The organism is Neisseria sp. P0009.S007, from assembly GCF_051962515.1.
In genome coordinates this window covers 1-14,855 of record NZ_JBQCVF010000003.1, presented here as the reverse complement: position 1 = coordinate 14,855, position 14,855 = coordinate 1, and the positions used below count along the sequence as shown (strand labels likewise).

Annotated in this window: 19 protein-coding genes; 9 read left to right on the top strand and 10 right to left on the bottom strand. The window is 49.4% G+C overall.

Annotated elements, in window-relative coordinates; translation table 11 throughout:
* Positions 1-98: 98 nt before the first annotated feature.
* Positions 99-314, bottom strand: coding sequence for a tautomerase family protein (locus ACTHS3_RS00925; protein ID WP_004519865.1), 216 nt, complete (start codon positions 312-314; stop codon positions 99-101).
* 165 nt (positions 315-479) lie between these two features.
* Between ACTHS3_RS00925 and ACTHS3_RS00920 the strand changes: the two genes are divergently transcribed.
* A complete protein-coding gene (locus ACTHS3_RS00920) occupies positions 480-1,079 on the top strand; it encodes an MlaC/ttg2D family ABC transporter substrate-binding protein (protein ID WP_039862173.1) in 600 nt (199 codons plus the stop codon).
* A gap of 59 nt (positions 1,080-1,138) precedes the next feature.
* Here ACTHS3_RS00920 and efp read toward each other — a convergent pair whose 3' ends face one another.
* The 3 genes from efp to ACTHS3_RS00905 are packed head-to-tail and all read right to left on the bottom strand — an operon-like array spanning position 1,139 to position 3,209.
* Positions 1,139-1,699 carry an elongation factor P gene (gene efp / locus ACTHS3_RS00915; protein ID WP_002213793.1) on the bottom strand — a complete coding sequence of 187 codons (561 nt, stop codon included), beginning with the start codon at positions 1,697-1,699 and terminating at the stop codon, positions 1,139-1,141.
* Positions 1,700-1,741: 42 nt separating this feature from the next.
* The gene (earP, locus tag ACTHS3_RS00910) at positions 1,742-2,899 is read right to left on the bottom strand and encodes an elongation factor P maturation arginine rhamnosyltransferase EarP (RefSeq protein ID WP_070625418.1); all 1,158 of its coding nucleotides are present in this window, start codon (positions 2,897-2,899) and stop codon (positions 1,742-1,744) included.
* Positions 2,900-2,930: 31 nt separating this feature from the next.
* Positions 2,931-3,209 (bottom strand): hypothetical protein, encoded by a 279-nt coding sequence (locus tag ACTHS3_RS00905; RefSeq protein ID WP_004519862.1) that lies wholly within the window; start codon positions 3,207-3,209, stop codon positions 2,931-2,933.
* A 102-nt stretch (positions 3,210-3,311) separates the two neighbouring features.
* On the opposite strand from ACTHS3_RS00905, the gene nadE reads away from it, so the two are divergent.
* Positions 3,312-4,100 carry an NAD(+) synthase gene (gene nadE, locus ACTHS3_RS00900; RefSeq protein WP_070625417.1) on the top strand — a complete coding sequence of 263 codons (789 nt, stop codon included), beginning with the start codon at positions 3,312-3,314 and terminating at the stop codon, positions 4,098-4,100.
* A 68-nt stretch (positions 4,101-4,168) separates the two neighbouring features.
* On the opposite strand, the gene ACTHS3_RS00895 is transcribed toward nadE, so the two are convergent.
* Entirely contained in the window at positions 4,169-4,369 is a 201-nt protein-coding gene (locus ACTHS3_RS00895) for a protein MIGRI (RefSeq protein ID WP_003747144.1), read from the bottom strand.
* A gap of 116 nt (positions 4,370-4,485) precedes the next feature.
* On the opposite strand from ACTHS3_RS00895, the gene metX reads away from it, so the two are divergent.
* Both metX and metW read left to right on the top strand, forming a co-directional pair.
* Positions 4,486-5,625, top strand: a complete 1,140-nt coding sequence (gene metX, locus ACTHS3_RS00890; RefSeq protein WP_063068764.1) for a homoserine O-succinyltransferase MetX — start codon at positions 4,486-4,488, stop codon at positions 5,623-5,625.
* Positions 5,622-6,203, top strand: a complete 582-nt coding sequence (gene metW, locus ACTHS3_RS00885; protein WP_049329691.1) for a methionine biosynthesis protein MetW — start codon at positions 5,622-5,624, stop codon at positions 6,201-6,203. The genes metX and metW overlap by 4 nt, the downstream gene beginning before the upstream one ends.
* Before the next feature lie 94 nt (positions 6,204-6,297).
* Here the strand turns inward: metW and ACTHS3_RS00880 are convergent, their stop codons facing one another.
* Entirely contained in the window at positions 6,298-6,762 is a 465-nt protein-coding gene (locus ACTHS3_RS00880) for a low molecular weight protein-tyrosine-phosphatase (protein ID WP_049344703.1), read from the bottom strand.
* Between the two features lie 86 nt (positions 6,763-6,848).
* Positions 6,849-7,949, bottom strand: a complete 1,101-nt coding sequence (locus ACTHS3_RS00875) for a hypothetical protein (RefSeq protein ID WP_003685151.1) — start codon at positions 7,947-7,949, stop codon at positions 6,849-6,851.
* A gap of 205 nt (positions 7,950-8,154) precedes the next feature.
* On the opposite strand from ACTHS3_RS00875, the gene gloA reads away from it, so the two are divergent.
* Positions 8,155-8,568 carry a lactoylglutathione lyase gene (gloA, locus tag ACTHS3_RS00870; RefSeq protein ID WP_039864394.1) on the top strand — a complete coding sequence of 138 codons (414 nt, stop codon included), beginning with the start codon at positions 8,155-8,157 and terminating at the stop codon, positions 8,566-8,568.
* Between the two features lie 52 nt (positions 8,569-8,620).
* Here gloA and ACTHS3_RS00865 read toward each other — a convergent pair whose 3' ends face one another.
* Together ACTHS3_RS00865 and ACTHS3_RS00860 are read right to left on the bottom strand one after the other, a co-directional pair.
* A complete protein-coding gene (locus ACTHS3_RS00865) occupies positions 8,621-9,370 on the bottom strand; it encodes a lysophospholipid acyltransferase family protein (RefSeq protein ID WP_070625415.1) in 750 nt (249 codons plus the stop codon).
* Between the two features lie 56 nt (positions 9,371-9,426).
* Complete coding sequence (locus ACTHS3_RS00860; RefSeq protein ID WP_070625413.1) at positions 9,427-10,182, bottom strand: GNAT family N-acetyltransferase; 756 nt, start codon at positions 10,180-10,182, stop codon at positions 9,427-9,429.
* Positions 10,183-10,360: 178 nt separating this feature from the next.
* On the opposite strand from ACTHS3_RS00860, the gene ACTHS3_RS00855 reads away from it, so the two are divergent.
* The 3 genes from ACTHS3_RS00855 (at position 10,361) to ACTHS3_RS00845 (ending at position 12,833) form a co-directional block, all read left to right on the top strand.
* Positions 10,361-11,293, top strand: coding sequence for an AEC family transporter (locus ACTHS3_RS00855; RefSeq protein WP_070625411.1), 933 nt, complete (start codon positions 10,361-10,363; stop codon positions 11,291-11,293).
* 182 nt (positions 11,294-11,475) lie between these two features.
* Positions 11,476-11,949, top strand: coding sequence for an iron-sulfur cluster repair protein DnrN (gene dnrN, locus ACTHS3_RS00850; protein ID WP_070625409.1), 474 nt, complete (start codon positions 11,476-11,478; stop codon positions 11,947-11,949).
* A 158-nt stretch (positions 11,950-12,107) separates the two neighbouring features.
* Positions 12,108-12,833 (top strand): hypothetical protein, encoded by a 726-nt coding sequence (locus ACTHS3_RS00845; RefSeq protein ID WP_070587789.1) that lies wholly within the window; start codon positions 12,108-12,110, stop codon positions 12,831-12,833.
* A 41-nt stretch (positions 12,834-12,874) separates the two neighbouring features.
* Here ACTHS3_RS00845 and ACTHS3_RS00840 read toward each other — a convergent pair whose 3' ends face one another.
* Entirely contained in the window at positions 12,875-13,840 is a 966-nt protein-coding gene (locus ACTHS3_RS00840) for a tRNA dihydrouridine synthase (protein WP_070587787.1), read from the bottom strand.
* 83 nt (positions 13,841-13,923) lie between these two features.
* On the opposite strand from ACTHS3_RS00840, the gene ACTHS3_RS00835 reads away from it, so the two are divergent.
* Positions 13,924-14,855: glycosyltransferase family 2 protein (locus tag ACTHS3_RS00835; RefSeq protein ID WP_440366847.1), on the top strand; the 932-nt coding region annotated here is incomplete at its 3' end.

Here is a 14,855-nt window from a genome sequence, read left to right as displayed (position 1 = left end):
GGGAATTTCTCCATGATGTGTGTTCCGTAAAATTGTTAACAATGGGATAAATGTACTCTTTTTGTGGGTAAATTAAAAGAGCTTCAGACGTCCAAAGCTTACTTATTGCGCGCTTCAGCACGGCGAACCGTCACGCTTTTACCGCCTATGCCCCAGTTGTCCATATTGATTTCGTCGATGACGACGACGGTCGTCTCGGGATTTTTGTTGAGAACGCGTGAGAGTAATTCGGTGACGCCGCGAATTAATTCGGCTTTTTGTTCCGCACTCGGGGCTTCGTTGCCGCCGGTTACTTTGATGTTGACGTAGGGCATGGCTTTTTCCTTTTAAAATAGTGTTCACATGTTATCTTATTTTTATCAGGCCGTCTGAAATTTGATTGCAGGATTTTTCATTGCTCATGACTGCTTTTACAAAGAATTAAGTTTTTTGGAATAGATTGTTTTTAAAATGCGGTTTTATTTTGGATGGATATCGTCATGAACCGTTTTCTTCAGACTTTGATTGTGGCCGCGCCGATGGTGATTGCCGCGCCCTATGTGGCGGCGGAAACGCATCCTGCGCAAAAGCAGATGCAGCAGAATATTGATGCTGTGCTGAAAATTGCACGCAATACTTCTTTGACAGAAGCGCAACGTGTGAAACAGGTTGAGCAGTATGCCAACCGTTATTTGGATTATGAACGTATTTCGGCTTTGGCTGTCGGCGCGCCATGGCGTGAATTTTCTGCCAAACAGAAAACTGATTTTATCCGTGCATTCAAAGACATGGTGATTGCGATGTACTCGCATTCTGCACTGATTGGTGCGGCGGATGCGAATGTACGCCTGTTGCCGAAGATGACGGCAAACGGCAATAAGTTTGACGTTTTCTCGGAAATTCAGACCAAAAAAGGCACCAAGTATGAAGTGGCCTACCAGCTTTACCAAAGTGGCGGTGCGTATAAGATTTACAATATCCGCGTGGACGGTACCAGCTTGGTAACGGTATACCGCAACCAATTTGGCGAGCTGATTAAGAGCAAAGGCATTGACGGTACGATTGCGACTGTTGCAGCCAAGGGCTTGAAGAAACAATAAGGTAGATTGATAAAAAGGCCGTCTGAATATTCAGACGGCCTTTTTGTGTTACGGGCTGATTAAGCACGTTTGCGGAATTCGCCGGTACGGGTATCGATTTCGATTTTGTCACCGTTTTCGATATAAGACATCACTTGGATTTCAGTGCCGCCGACCAGACGCGCGGTTTTCATCACTTTACCGGAGGTATCGCCTTTAACGGCAGGCTCGGTGTATTCAACTTCGCGAACGATGATGGTAGGCAATTCTACGGAGATTGGGTTGCCTTCGTAGAAAGTAACTTCGCATTGGTCTTCCATACCGTCAACGATGAATTTCAACGCGTCGCCGATGTTGTCGGCTTCGATTTCGTATTGGTTGAATTCTTCGTCCATGAAGACGTACATAGGATCGGCAAAGTAGCTGTAAGTACAGTTTTTGCGGGACAGGATAACGACGTCGAATTTGTCGTCGGCTTTGTAAATGGTTTCAGAAGCGGCACCGGTCAGCAGGTTTTTCAGTTTCATGCTGACTTTGGCGGAAGAGCGGCCGCCTTTGATGTATTCGGTTTTTTGAACGACCATAGGATCGTTGCCGACCATGAATACGTTGCCGGCGCGCAGTTCTTGTGCTGTTTTCATTGTAGTTTTCCAATCAAATCGGTTGTAATAAAACGCGCTATTTTAGCGTATTTTTTTGTGCTTTGAAATAAAGGCGGCAAGTTTTTCAACGGCACTTTTTTGAGCAAAAAGTCCATCCCGCCATTTTGCCGCGCTTTGCCGCCATTCATTTTGGTGTGCAGTCAGGGTTTGCCATGCCTGCAGGCGCTGGCTGTCGCTGAGTGCATCACCGTTGTTGAGTTCGTCGGAAAGGCGGTGGTGTGCCGTGGCGACAACATCCGGATAAACCTGATGCGCTTTGTCCCAAAAAGCGTGCAGTTTGTCGAGATGGATATTTTCTTCTTGCGGATAGATGTGCCAAAAGAAAGGCTTTCCGGCAAGCTGGGCGCGAACAAAGCTGTCTTCGCCGCGTATGATAGCGCCGTCGGCAAGGTTGAGCAGTTTGTCGAAATCCTGTTGGGGGACAAAAGGGATTTTGATCAGGGTAATGTGTTCGCTCTGATACACATCGCCGTCTTCAAGCAGGGCATTTTGCGGTACTAGGTCGCTGTTTTTCAGACTGGCGATGATTTGTGTACCTGCAAGCAGCAGGGTAATGGGTTGGCCGGCCTGTTGCCACATAGTCAGCCATTTTGCCCAAATATCGCTTTGATAGCCGAAAAGCAGCCACTCGGACGCGTTTTTTGCGGGAAGTTTGAGTTGTCGGCGTAAGGCTTCCGTATCAAATCCGGCCGATTCGGCGTAATCGCGTTCGCGCAGCAGGCCGCCGCTTTTTTCGCTGAAACCCATAAACCAAAAGTATTTCTGTATGCCGCCGGCCTGGGGCGAGGGCATTAAGTGCAGCCTCTCGTTGCTGTCTTCCGCGCTGAGGTATTCCCAGTTGAGCCAAAGCGGTTGGTGTTGGCGGATGATGGTTTGAACGTTGTCGGGCAGTTCGCAGGCGAAGGTTTCGATGACAATGTCGGGGGTAGGGGCTGTATCGGTATCTTCGGCGTAGTCGGCTTGCCAAGCGTGAATGCCGATGCCTTGATGGATATTGGGAATCGAGGCCAAGTCAGGGCAGAGTGCCTGAAGGGACGGAAAGTCGTCTGTCCACAAATGCACTTGCCAGTTGAGTTCGCGTTGCAAAACACGCGCCAGCCGCCATGAAACGCCGATGTCGCCGAAGTTGTCGATGACGTTGCAGAAAATCCAGCAGGTATAAGGTGGGGTGGTGTTCATGGAAAAATATGCCCAAGGCCGTCTGAAAACATCAGAATGCGCCGAAATAGTGGAATAAATAAACAATCAGCAAAATAATCGGGATAAACATCCAAATGCTTTGCCGTTTCAATTCGGGCTCTTGTTTGAGGTGGTGTTTGATGACGTCAAAAAGGACGAACTTGAATAGGAACGTGGCTTCGCAGGCAAGGATGATGCCGTTGATGAGGTGTTGCGTTTTGTCTTCGGGCGGGTTGAGGGCAAACCACAAAAGGGTGGCGAGCGGAATCAGGCAGACGACGAGCCAGCGCAGAAGGATGGGTTTGGACATGGTGTGTGTGCAAGAAATAAAAAGGGTATTATACCCTGTCGTCTTTCAGACAAGTGCAAATCAGGCTATCATTCGTTTTATTTGAAGCGAACATTTATCCCTATGCAAACCCAAGCCATCATCCGCCATATTGTTCAATGGCTCAAAGATTACGCCGAGCAGGCGCGTGCCAAAGGTTTTGTCGTCGGCGTATCCGGCGGCATCGATTCTGCCGTGGTTTCCACCCTTGCAGCGCAAACCGGTTTGTCGGTTTTGTTGTTGGAAATGCCGATTCGTCAGAAAGCCGACCAAGTCAACCGCGCTCAAGAACACATGGGCCGTCTGAAACAGCGTTATCCGAATGTAAAAGTGCAAAGCGTCGACTTGACCCAAACTTTCGATACGTTTGCCGATACCGTTGACGTCAGCGAAACCGAATTTCCCAACAAACAGCTGGCACTTGCCAATGCACGCAGCCGCCTGCGCATGACGACGCTTTATTATTACGGTCAGCTGCATGGTTTGCTGGTGGCGGGGACGGGCAACAAAATTGAAGATTTCGGCGTCGGTTTCTTCACCAAATACGGTGACGGCGGCGTGGACATCAGCCCGATTGCCGATTTGACCAAAACTCAAGTGTACGCGTTGGCAGCCGAGCTGGACGTCTCGGAAGACATTCAAAAAGCCGTACCGACGGACGGACTTTGGGATATCGAGCGTACCGATGAAGAACAAATGGGCGCATCTTATCCCGAACTCGAATGGGCGATGAGCGTGTACGGCAGCCACAAGCCTGAAGATTTTGAAGGCAGACAGCGCGAAGTTTTGGCAATCTATACCCGATTGCACAAAGCTATGCAGCACAAAGTCAATCCGATTCCGGTTTGCAAGATTCCGGAAGAATTGTTTTAAATTTGAACATCAAAAGGCCGTCTGAAAACGCTGGATTAAGGTTTTCAGACGGCCTTTTATATTTTATTTCAATAAGAATTGGGAATATGCTTGAAAAACAGCATCATCAAATACCAAAACAGCGTAGCCGCCGCCGCACCCAGCAATACCCACGCGCTGATTTTGGCGATTTCCCGAATGGTGCGCTTTTGTTGGCGGCTGAACAAACGGTTCACAATCAATGCCGCTATGGCGCAAAAGAAAAAAAATCGCAAAAGCCTGCCAATCATTCCACATTCTCCCAAAAATATTGCCTTTAATCAGGGCAGGCCGTCTGAAGCCTCATGCACAAAACAAAAACGAAACGTTATAATACCCCTTTTGCCGCTTCACTTGGAAATTACAAATGACAACAAATGCCTCAGTGGGCATTGTAACGCCCCAGAAAATCCCGTTTGACACACCGCTTGCTCTGGAAAACGGCAAAACCTTACCCCGTTTCGACCTGATGATTGAAACCTATGGCACACTCAATGCCGACAAAAGCAATGCCGTCCTTATCTGCCACGCCCTGTCAGGCAATCATCACGTTGCCGGCAAGCACAGTGCGGAGGATAAATACGCCGGCTGGTGGGACAATATGGTTGGCCCCGGCAAACCCATCGATACCGACCGCTTTTTCGTAGTCGGGTTGAACAACTTGGGCGGCTGCGACGGCAGTACCGGCCCTTTGTCTGAAAATCCTGAAACCGGCCACGAATATGGCGCGGATTTCCCTGTCGTAACCGTCAAAGACTGGGTGAAGTCCCAATCCATGCTTGCCGATTATCTCGGCATTCAAAAATGGGCGGCCATTGTCGGCGGCAGCTTGGGCGGTATGCAGGCATTGCAATGGACGATTTCTTTGCCTGAACGCGTTGCCCACGCGCTCGTCATCGCTTCTGCGCCTAAACTTTCCACTCAAAACATCGCGTTTAACGATGTTGCCCGTCAGGCCATTTTGACCGATCCCGATTTCCATGAAGGCAATTACCGCAGCCATCATACCGTTCCTTCACGCGGTTTGCGTATCGCGCGCATGATGGGACACATCACTTATCTTGCCGAAGACGGCTTGGGTAAAAAATTCGGCCGCGATTTAAAATCAGACGGTTATCAGTATGGTTACGGCGTTGAGTTTGAAGTGGAATCTTATCTTCGCTATCAAGGCGACAAGTTTGTCGGCCGCTTTGATGCCAACACTTATCTGCTGATGACCAAGGCGCTTGACTACTTCGACCCGGCCGCCGATTACGGCCACAACCTCACGCGCGCTGTGGAGAATGTGCAGGCCAAGTTTTTTGTTGCCAGCTTCAGCACCGACTGGCGCTTTTCGCCGCAACGTTCGCATGAATTGGTCAAGGCATTAATCGCCGCGCAAAAATCCGTGCAGTACATTGAAGTCAAATCCAATCACGGCCACGATGCGTTCTTGATGGAAGACGAAGCCTATATCCGCGCGGTTGCCGCTTATATGAACAACGTTTACAAGGACTGCCAAAAATGAATCTGCGCGACGATTTGCAACTCATTTACGATTGGATACCCGAAGGCAGCCGCGTACTCGATTTAGGCTGCGGCGACGGCGAGCTGTTGGCTGCGTTGGTGGAACATAAAAATTGCACCGGCTACGGTGTTGAAATCGATACCGACAGCGTGATTGCCGCCATATCCCGCGGTGTGAACGTCATTCAAGCCGATTTGGAAGAAGGTTTGGTGGCTTTTGGCGATCAAAGCTTTGATGTGATTGTCTTGAGCCAAACCATTCAGGCGATGCAGAACACGGAAAAAATCCTGCGCTGCCTGATGCGCGTGGCCAAGCAGGCTATTGTCAGCTTCCCTAACTTCGGCTACTGGCGCAACCGCTTTCAAATCGCCATTGGCGGCCATATGCCGGTTTCCGAGCGGATGCCGTATCATTGGTACGATACGCCCAATATCCATTGGTGTACCCTCAAAGACTTTGATTTGCTGTGTGCCAAAAACAAAATCCGCGTGCTTGAGCGTGCGGTCATGACGGGCAACCGACAGGTTAAACATCTGCCGAATTTATTGGGCAGCCTGGCGTTTTATCGTGTAGGTTGATTGCAGTAATCAATAGGGCCGTCTGAACAGGTAATCACGAAAGCATGGCTTTTGCAAATACCTGTTCAGACGGCCTTTTATTATTAAAGTCGGTTTAAGCCTGTTTCAGTTTTTCCAACAAGGCAAAACTGCCGGCATCGACCAGACGGTAGGTTTCGTCAAAGTCGCCCGTGTACCACGGATCAGGAACGTGGTTGTAACCTGAATCGGGGATAAGGTCGGTCAGTTTGAAGATTTTGCCGGGGTGGAAGCCGAGCTGCTTTTCGGTTTCTCTGAGGTTGTTGTCGTCCATCACGATGATGTAGTCGAAATGTTCGGCATCGCTGGGTTTGATTTTGCTGCTGGTAAAGCCTGACGGGTCGATGCCGTGTTGTTTGAGTACACGGCGCGTGCCTTCGTGCATGTTTTCCCCGTCGTGCCAACCTGACGTGCCTGCGCTGGCTGTAATGACGGCATTGCCCATGCCTGCTTTGCGGGCGCGGTGGCGCAGGACGTATTCGGCCATAGGGGAGCGGCAGATGTTGCCGAGGCAGACGAAAAGGATTTTGTGGGTTTTCATATGCGTGAAAATGAGCGGTAAGGTTTGAAAATCAATGCAACACGCTAAACCGTTTTCAGACGGCCTTGGCGTGTTGCATTTTCAATTTAGTTTACATTGCTGAAGAAAGGATTATGGCCTTCTAGTTTCAACGCTTGGGCATAAGTAGGGATGTTCTCGTTTTCGCCCAATGGGTTGTGCAGCAGGTAGAGGTGCTCGATTCGGCATTCGGCCATCAGGTCGAGGAAGTTTTGCTGAACGATGGCGATATTGTCGGTTGATGCAAGCTCCCAAGTGAAGGTCTGCGGAACGATTTCAAACGCGCTGTCTGTCGCGTTGAAGCTGAACTGGAGCTTGCCGTCCGCTTTCGCTGCGGCAACAACGCCGACGCGCGGGCTTTGCATACGGATGGCGCGGATGGCGTTGGTGGCAAAAACGTCCATGGCCATGCGTTGGCGGGTGTGGCTGCCGTCGGTAAGCGCGTCAAGCGGCGTATTGGGCGAGAGCGGGTTGGTAAAGAGGGTAACGCCGTCGAGGGCGAGATGCTCTTGCCAAACCTGCATCAATGGCAGGCCTGCCTGTTGCAGGTTAAGGCCCAAGGCAGTCTGAATGTCTTTATTGCCGTAGCCCAGCGCGTAAACAACATGGACGGATTGACCTTCGGGCAGCGTCAATGGTTTGTATTCGAATTTTTGCAGGAATGCGCCTGCCGCTTCATCGTTTTGCTTGGCTTGGAACCACTCGCCCGGGGTAACGCTGCTCAAGTCGGTAGATTGGACGAGGTAAGGCAGCCATTGCGTGTTTTGCGTGAGGGTACGCAGGTTGGGGTAGTTTTGCAGGCAGGCGAAGAGTGCTTCGGTAGGCAGCGTAAGCGGCAGGGTTTGTTCTTTTTTGCAACCGGCGACCAAAACGACAGGCAGGGCAAACCATTGGGCTTCGTTATCGTTTTCTGCCTTCAGGACTTCGCCTACGCTTTGAATCAGGCTGGTGTAAGTGCCGACATCGGGCGCCATGGTCATTGCCAATGAAAGGTTGATGTAATGGTTTTGGCTGAGCATGGTGCGGATTTCGGTTTGCAGTTGGCCGGCCGAAAGCTTGCGCGATGCGGAGGAGGAGTTGTGCGCCAGCTGATAGGCATTGAGCAGAAGGTAGTTTTTGATAGGGCTCTGCGGATAAGGGCGGGTATCTGGAAGAACAAAGGTTTTCATGACGGTTTGAAGTGTTGTGTTGTAAGTGTGGCGATTATAGCAATTTAGTCAGTCGGTGTGCTTGTTAATAAATTAAATTCAACTGGCGATAGGGATACGCTTCATTTTCACAAGGTTTAAGTATCAGCATTTTCTAAGTTGGGGAGGGTAAATGCCCGATGTGTTATAATCCATGACCAAACATAATTCAGAAAGGAACAAAATCATGCGCTTGCTTCATACTATGCTGCGTGTCGGCAATCTCGAACGCTCTTTGGATTTCTATCAAAACGTATTGAATATGCAACTGCTGCGCCGCCGCGATTATCCTGAAGGCCGTTTTACTTTGGCTTTTGTCGGTTATGGCGATGAGGCAGACCATACTGTTTTAGAACTGACCCACAACTGGGATACCGAGTCTTACAACTTGGGCGATGCTTACGGCCATATCGCGATTGAAGTCGATGATGCTTATGCGGCGTGCGAACGTGTCAAAGAAATGGGCGGTAAAGTGGTACGCGAAGCCGGCCCGATGAAACACGGCACGACTGTGATTGCGTTTGTTGAAGATCCGGATGGCTACAAAATTGAATTTATTCAAAAGAAAAGCGGTAGCGATTCGGTGCAATATTCATCTTAAGACATAAGATAATGGAAAAGGCCGTCTGAACATTCAGACGGCCTTTTATTGATCAGCCCAACTGTTTTTGCTTTTCGCTCAACAGGGCGTGTACTTGAAGCGCAGTAGCGTATCGGTCTTCTCCCGCTTCAATCGGATCGAGGAAATGCAACTCGACTGTACTGGAAGGCTGACTGATGACCATGCAGATGGATTGCCAGAGGCTGATGTCGCCGTAGTAGGCAGTGTGCGGATTGGGGCTGCTGCCGTCCGGATTCGGATAGCGGCAGAGTGCCGGAATAATTGGTACGCCTGCATCATAGGCCGTCTGAAAAAAGCTGGGTTTGAACGGCAGGATTTCACGGCCTTCGGTACTGGTGCCTTCGGGAAAAATGGTGACGGTATCGCCGTTTTTCAGCGCTTCGGTTACGCCGGCGATTTTGGCAGAATTGCCTTTGATGCCGCGGTTGCGCGAGACGTAAACCGTTTGCGCCTGTGTGGCAAGATAACCGACCACCGGCCATTTGGCCACATCGTCTTTAGCCACGAAACGGCCGGGGAAAGCGCCGTTAACCGCCATAATATCCAACCATGAAATATGGTTGCTGATAAGCATTTGGCCGCGGCCTTCTTGCGGCGGAGTGCCGAAAGTTTGCAGGTTCATGCCGCAGGAAGCGAGCACGCGCAGCGACCATAATTGAATCGCGCGCAGTTTGCGTTTGCTGCTGTAAAAGGGAAACAGAAAAAACATTTCGGCCATGCCGTACAAAAGGCAGCCGGCAATGCAGAGAAGACGGAAGATAAAACGGATTTTGGCGGTCATTGTGTGTGTTTTTATAAAGATTAGGCAGGCCGTTTGAAGTTTCAGACGGCCTTTTATTATGAATCGGTTTTAGGGGCAAAACGCTGCAGGTAGCGGTCGGAAAGGTGGTTGATATCCATCATGATCAGCACATCTGCGCAGTTGAATGCTTCATCGACGCAAGGCTCGCCGCAGAACCACGCGCCTGCTTTGAGATAGCCTTTGATCAGTGCGGGTACGGGGGGATTTTCAGACGGCGTGATGCTGTCCCATTTGAGCGGGTTGAGCGGTTTGACGCGCCATTGTTCCGGAGCGAGGTATTTGTCTTTTAAAGCATGATACAGGCCGGCCGCATCGTTGCCGCCGTCGCGCATTTCGATACTGCCGCAGCCAATCATAAAGCGCAGGTTTTCGTCTTTCATGAATTTGACCAAACCGGTCCACAACAGCATGACCAAGCCGCCGTTGCGGTAGTCCGGGTGGGTACAGGCGCGGCCGAGTTCGACGGTTTGCGGCAGAATGTCTTTCAAAGGCTCAAGGTCGAATTCATGCTCGCTGTACCAGCCGCCGACTTTTTTTGCGGTTTCTTCGGTAATCAGGCGGTAACAGCCGATTACCTCGCCGGTTGCATCGTCAAACGCGAGCAGATGGTGGCAATGTTCATCATAAGGATCGACATCGCGGCCGTCATCGCTTTCGATTTCTGCACCCAATTCTTGGGCAAAAACCTGATAGCGCAATCTTTGGGCGGCTTCGATTTCAGCTTGGGTTTCTGCAAGGCGTACGCTCAGGCCGATTTTGGGGCCCGTTTGATTGAAACGGCTGGGGGACATGATGTTTCCTGTTTGAAGAAAATGGCTGATTATAGCGGATATACGGACAGATTTATATTGATTTGCTTTGCGGTAGGGCAAATTATGTCGGGTTGTTGGAAAAAGGCTTCAGGCCGTCTGCATTTGGCATGCCAAGCGGTACAAGCGTAAAATCAACGTTTTTGCCGCTTTTTTTATTATGGAAACCTCTTTCCTGCTTGCCGGAAAAATTATCGAGCTGACGCTGATTGTTTTGATGGGCGTGGCCTTAGTGAAGGCAGGGCTGTTGAAATCGGAAAACAGCTATACGCTCTCGGTCATCGCGCTTTACTTGATCAGCCCGTCTGTCATGATTCATGCCTTTCAGATGGACAATACGCCGCAGATTATCGAAGGGCTGAAGCTTTCCGTCATGTTGGCGGTGTTTTTCCATGTGGTATTGATTGTTTTGGGCAGGTTGTTTAAACACTTGTTCAAACTCGATGCGCTCGAACACGCGGCGACGGTGTACAGCAATTCGGGCAACCTGATTATCCCTTTGGTGATGTCGGTATTTGGTGCGGAATGGGTGATTTACACCAGCGGTTTTATCATGGTGCAGACGTTTTTGTTTTGGACGCATCTGCGTCTGTTGATTTGCGGCCGCGGCAATGTAGCTTGGAAAACCATTTTCACTAATATCAATATCTTATCCATGCTGGTCGGGCTGCTGATGTTTGTCTTTCAAATCAAGCTGCCGCACATTGTCGATAATACTTTGGCGACGGTGGGCAGTATGATTGGCCCGGTTGCTATGTTGGTGGCAGGCATGCTTTTGGCTTCTTTGCCGCTGCGCTCGATTATGTGGACGCCGAGGCTTTATCTCGTTGCTTTTTTAAGGTTGATTTTGATTCCGATATTATTGCTTTTTGCCGTCAAAGTCTGTGGTTTTGCCCATCATGATGCGCATGCGGATACGGTAGTTTTAATTAGCTTTTTGGCAACGACTTCGCCTGCCGCCGCGACAGTTACTCAAATGGCGGTTGTTTACGGCAAAAATGCCCAAAAAGCCAGCGCAATTTATGGACTGACGACCTTGCTTTGTGTGGTAACCATGCCGGTAATGATTGCGTTATATCGTTGGATTATTTAAGAAAAGGGCAGGCCGTCTGAAACTTCAGCTTTATGTTTCAGATGGCCTGTTTGTTATTTTCAATTTGAAAATAACTTTTATTATCAATTAATTAAGCAATTAAAAAACTATACAAAGCCGTTTGCAGCGTGTATCCTTATGTCTAACATTCATTCAATATAAATCTTTAAAGGAACACAGCCATGACCGACTTTACCCTTTGGGAAACCGCGCCTTTCAATTCCACCATTGACCATATTTTGCAGCGTTACCACAATGTCCACCGCGCCCAGTTTGAAGAGTTGGTTCCGCTGGCGCAAAAAGTGGCGCAGGTTCATGCTGATACTTTCCCTGCCGAAGTTCCTGATTTGTTGGCCTATATGCAAAACGAGCTGTTGATGCACATGATGAAAGAGGAGCGCATGTTGTTCCCAATGATTAATCAGGGCGTGGGTCGCGGCGCGGCAATGCCCATCAGCGTAATGATGCACGAGCATGAAGAACACGATCAAGCCATCGCGCGTCTGGAAGAATTGACCTACAATTTTGAGCTTCCCGAAGGCGCTTGCGGCAGCTGGACCCGTTTGTACACTTTGGCCAAAGAGATGGTGGATGATTTGAAAGACCATATCCATTTGGAAAATGAGATTTTGTTCTCCCGCGTTTTGGCTTCTTAAAAATTTGAGCTTAATCAAGGCCGTCTGAATGTTCAGACGGCCTGTTGTTTAATCCCTTGCTAATTTAGTGCAATGGTTCTAAAATTTTAACAAAGAAACAAAAATAAGCAGTAAAGGCACACATCCGTTCTTTTGTTTACTTGAGAAGGAGTTTATGAATGAAACATTCTAAAGTTTTACTATCGGGTATTCTGTTTGTTGCTCTGACTGCGTGCGCCCAAACGACGGACGGCAGCTGGAGCGCCTTGCAGGATACGAAAACAGGCGTGCAGTCGCGGCCTTATTATGAATTTGGCAATGTGGTTCAGAAGATTTCTTTTAAGAAAACCGGCAATCCGGAAAATGGTCTGAAAAAGCCTGTCTTGACTGTGTATCGTCAGGGCAAGCTGTTGGGCGAAGCATATAATTTGGAAGCCTCTCATGGCAGCCCCTTGTTGCCAACCCTGTTTTTGGTAAACGGCAAGTCATTAAATATCAATGACGGCAACGATAAAAAACAATTGGCTTCTGCGAAGAGAATCGATTTTTACGATTTCGGCCACGGCCGTATCGGCCATGCAGTCTTTACCGCGCCTAACGGCATCTGTCAGGATATGAAACACGGCAAAGGCGTTTCCTACAAGCTGGTTACCAACTATGTTAATTTCCCGGATTATCCTTCACCTGAAAATATCTTGATTATTACTGCGCAAGGCAAATATGAGCAAGACGGGTTTATATTGGATGCCACTGAGTCAAGAGTGACCAGTGCCAATAAAGAGTTTGCCAGAAAATATGGCGAAGCCCTGAAATCCAAGAATGGCCCTGAGACCAGGCATGTGAATATGGCCAATGCAGCCAGTGCAGAAAAAGGCAGACTGTTGGCTGATTATATCTGTCAGTAATCATATTAAAGGCCGTCTGAAATTCAGACGGCCTTTTTGAATCATAAATGCATCTCTTGTTCAAACGACAGCAGAATCTGTTTCACTTCATCCGCTTCTTTGACGGCGCGGATGCGGTCAAACAATACCTGCGCTTGTTCAAACTCTTTTTTCATCATGCCCAGCCACTGTTTCAAACGGGCAACCGGATATTTGTTGTTGGCTTCTTTAGCAAGGCATAAGTCGAAGAATTGGACTATCCATGAGGAGACTTCGGCAAAGTCGGTGTCTTTGACTGTTTCGCCGTTTTCATATTGCTTGATTTGCCGCGCCAAGTCGGGACGGATAACCGCGCCGCGCCCGAGCATCACGCTGTCGCAGCCGCTGACGGTTTTAATGTCGAGATAGTCTTGAAGGCTGAACACATCGCCGTTGGCAGTAACGGAAATATTGACTGCATCGCGGATTTTGCGCACCCATTCCCAATGTGCTGGCGGTTCGTAGCCTTCGACTTTGGTGCGCGCATGGACGGTTAACGCGCATGCACCGCCGTTTTCAATCGCGGAGGCGCATTCCAATGCCAGACTTTTGTCTTCATAACCGAGCCGCATCTTGGCAGTCAGCGGAATGTGTTGTGGCAGGCGTTGGCGCAGGGTGTGGACGATGTGGTAAATCAAGTCGGGCTCTTTGAGCAAGACTGCACCGCCTTTGTGTTTATTGACCGTCGGCGCGGGGCAGCCGAAGTTGAGGTCGATTTTGTCCGCACCGAAACGCACGGCTTCCAAAGCATTGACGGCCATGTTTTCCGCATCGCTGCCCAAAAGCTGGACAGTACAGGGCGTGCCGGCCGGCGTGCGGTTGGCATGGGCGATTTCGGGAACATATTTAAGCCAAGTGGCGCGTGAGTGGACCGTGTGCGTAATGCGGACAAATTCGCTGACGCATTCGTCAAATCCGCCGATACGCGTCAACAGGTCGCGCATCACATCGTCCACCAGCCCTTGCATGGGGGCAAGAATAAGCTGCATGAGTCAGGCCGTCTGAAAAAAGGAGGACATATTGTAGCGGTATATCGGTTAAAATACAGCTTCCTTTTTCAGACGGCCTTTTTATGATGCACACAATTCCGGCAACCGCCGCCATGTTGGTAAAAAATTCAGAACGTTATCTTTCAGAAGTTTTGAGTGCGCTGAAAGACTTTGACGAAGTCCTGCTGTTGGACAACGGCTCGACCGACCGTACTTTTGAAATTGCCAAGGGCTTTCCCAATGTCAGCTATTACAAGCATGACTTTATCGGGTTTGGCCCGATGAAAAATCTGGCGGCCAGACTGGCGCAAAACGATTGGATTTTCAGCATAGACAGCGATGAAGTGGCGGATGAGGCTTTAATCGAATCCATTCGTGCGGCCGTTTTGGAAAATGAGAAGGAACATATTTTTTCGCTTTCCCGTCTGAACCATTACCACGGCAGACTGATTAAAGGCTGCGGCTGGTATCCGGATATTATTCCACGCCTTTATCATCGAAAATTTACCCGTTTTTCTGACCGTCAGGTGCATGAGTCTTTGGTGTTGCCGCAGGAAGCTAAGATTAAACAACTTGATGGCCGTCTGAAACATTATTCTTTTGAAAACGCCGAAGGGCTGATTCAGAAAATGCAGCAGTACAGTTCGCTGTATGCGGAAGAAAACCGCTTCAAGAAAGACAGTTCGCCGGTTAAGGCTTTGCTGCATGGCGGCGTATCGTTTGTGAAGAACTATCTGCTCAAGCGCGGCTTTGCCTATGGTGCAGACGGCCTGACGATTTCAGTTTCCAACGCACAAGGTTCGTATTACAAATATGTCAAACTCTACGAGCGCAACCGCACGATAACCGTCTCCCTCATCATTACCACTTACAACCGCCCAGATGCTCTGGAGCTGGTGTTGAAATCGGCTTTATCGCAAACCCGTCTGCCGGATGAGATTATTGTCGCGGATGACGGCTCAAGGCAGGAAACCGCCGAAGTGGTTGATTTTATCCGCCGCAGAACAAGCATTCC

Excerpts from the sequence above, each read along its gene's own strand:
- metW (WP_049329691.1), top strand. The coding sequence starts at position 5,622 with ATGAATCTGCGCGACGATTTGCAACTCATTTACGATTGGATACCCGAA.
- ACTHS3_RS00880 (WP_049344703.1), bottom strand. The coding sequence starts at position 6,762 with ATGAAAACCCACAAAATCCTTTTCGTCTGCCTCGGCAACATCTGCCGC.
- earP (WP_070625418.1), bottom strand. The coding sequence starts at position 2,899 with ATGAACACCACCCCACCTTATACCTGCTGGATTTTCTGCAACGTCATC.
- ACTHS3_RS00875 (WP_003685151.1), bottom strand. The coding sequence starts at position 7,949 with ATGAAAACCTTTGTTCTTCCAGATACCCGCCCTTATCCGCAGAGCCCT.
- efp (WP_002213793.1), bottom strand. The coding sequence starts at position 1,699 with ATGAAAACAGCACAAGAACTGCGCGCCGGCAACGTATTCATGGTCGGC.
- ACTHS3_RS00840 (WP_070587787.1), bottom strand. The coding sequence starts at position 13,840 with ATGCAGCTTATTCTTGCCCCCATGCAAGGGCTGGTGGACGATGTGATG.
- metX (WP_063068764.1), top strand. The coding sequence starts at position 4,486 with ATGACAACAAATGCCTCAGTGGGCATTGTAACGCCCCAGAAAATCCCG.
- gloA (WP_039864394.1), top strand. The coding sequence starts at position 8,155 with ATGCGCTTGCTTCATACTATGCTGCGTGTCGGCAATCTCGAACGCTCT.
- ACTHS3_RS00920 (WP_039862173.1), top strand. The coding sequence starts at position 480 with ATGAACCGTTTTCTTCAGACTTTGATTGTGGCCGCGCCGATGGTGATT.
- ACTHS3_RS00860 (WP_070625413.1), bottom strand. The coding sequence starts at position 10,182 with ATGTCCCCCAGCCGTTTCAATCAAACGGGCCCCAAAATCGGCCTGAGC.
- nadE (WP_070625417.1), top strand. The coding sequence starts at position 3,312 with ATGCAAACCCAAGCCATCATCCGCCATATTGTTCAATGGCTCAAAGAT.
- ACTHS3_RS00895 (WP_003747144.1), bottom strand. The coding sequence starts at position 4,369 with ATGATTGGCAGGCTTTTGCGATTTTTTTTCTTTTGCGCCATAGCGGCA.
- ACTHS3_RS00845 (WP_070587789.1), top strand. The coding sequence starts at position 12,108 with ATGAAACATTCTAAAGTTTTACTATCGGGTATTCTGTTTGTTGCTCTG.
- ACTHS3_RS00865 (WP_070625415.1), bottom strand. The coding sequence starts at position 9,370 with ATGACCGCCAAAATCCGTTTTATCTTCCGTCTTCTCTGCATTGCCGGC.
- ACTHS3_RS00855 (WP_070625411.1), top strand. The coding sequence starts at position 10,361 with ATGGAAACCTCTTTCCTGCTTGCCGGAAAAATTATCGAGCTGACGCTG.
- ACTHS3_RS00905 (WP_004519862.1), bottom strand. The coding sequence starts at position 3,209 with ATGTCCAAACCCATCCTTCTGCGCTGGCTCGTCGTCTGCCTGATTCCG.
- ACTHS3_RS00925 (WP_004519865.1), bottom strand. The coding sequence starts at position 314 with ATGCCCTACGTCAACATCAAAGTAACCGGCGGCAACGAAGCCCCGAGT.
- dnrN (WP_070625409.1), top strand. The coding sequence starts at position 11,476 with ATGACCGACTTTACCCTTTGGGAAACCGCGCCTTTCAATTCCACCATT.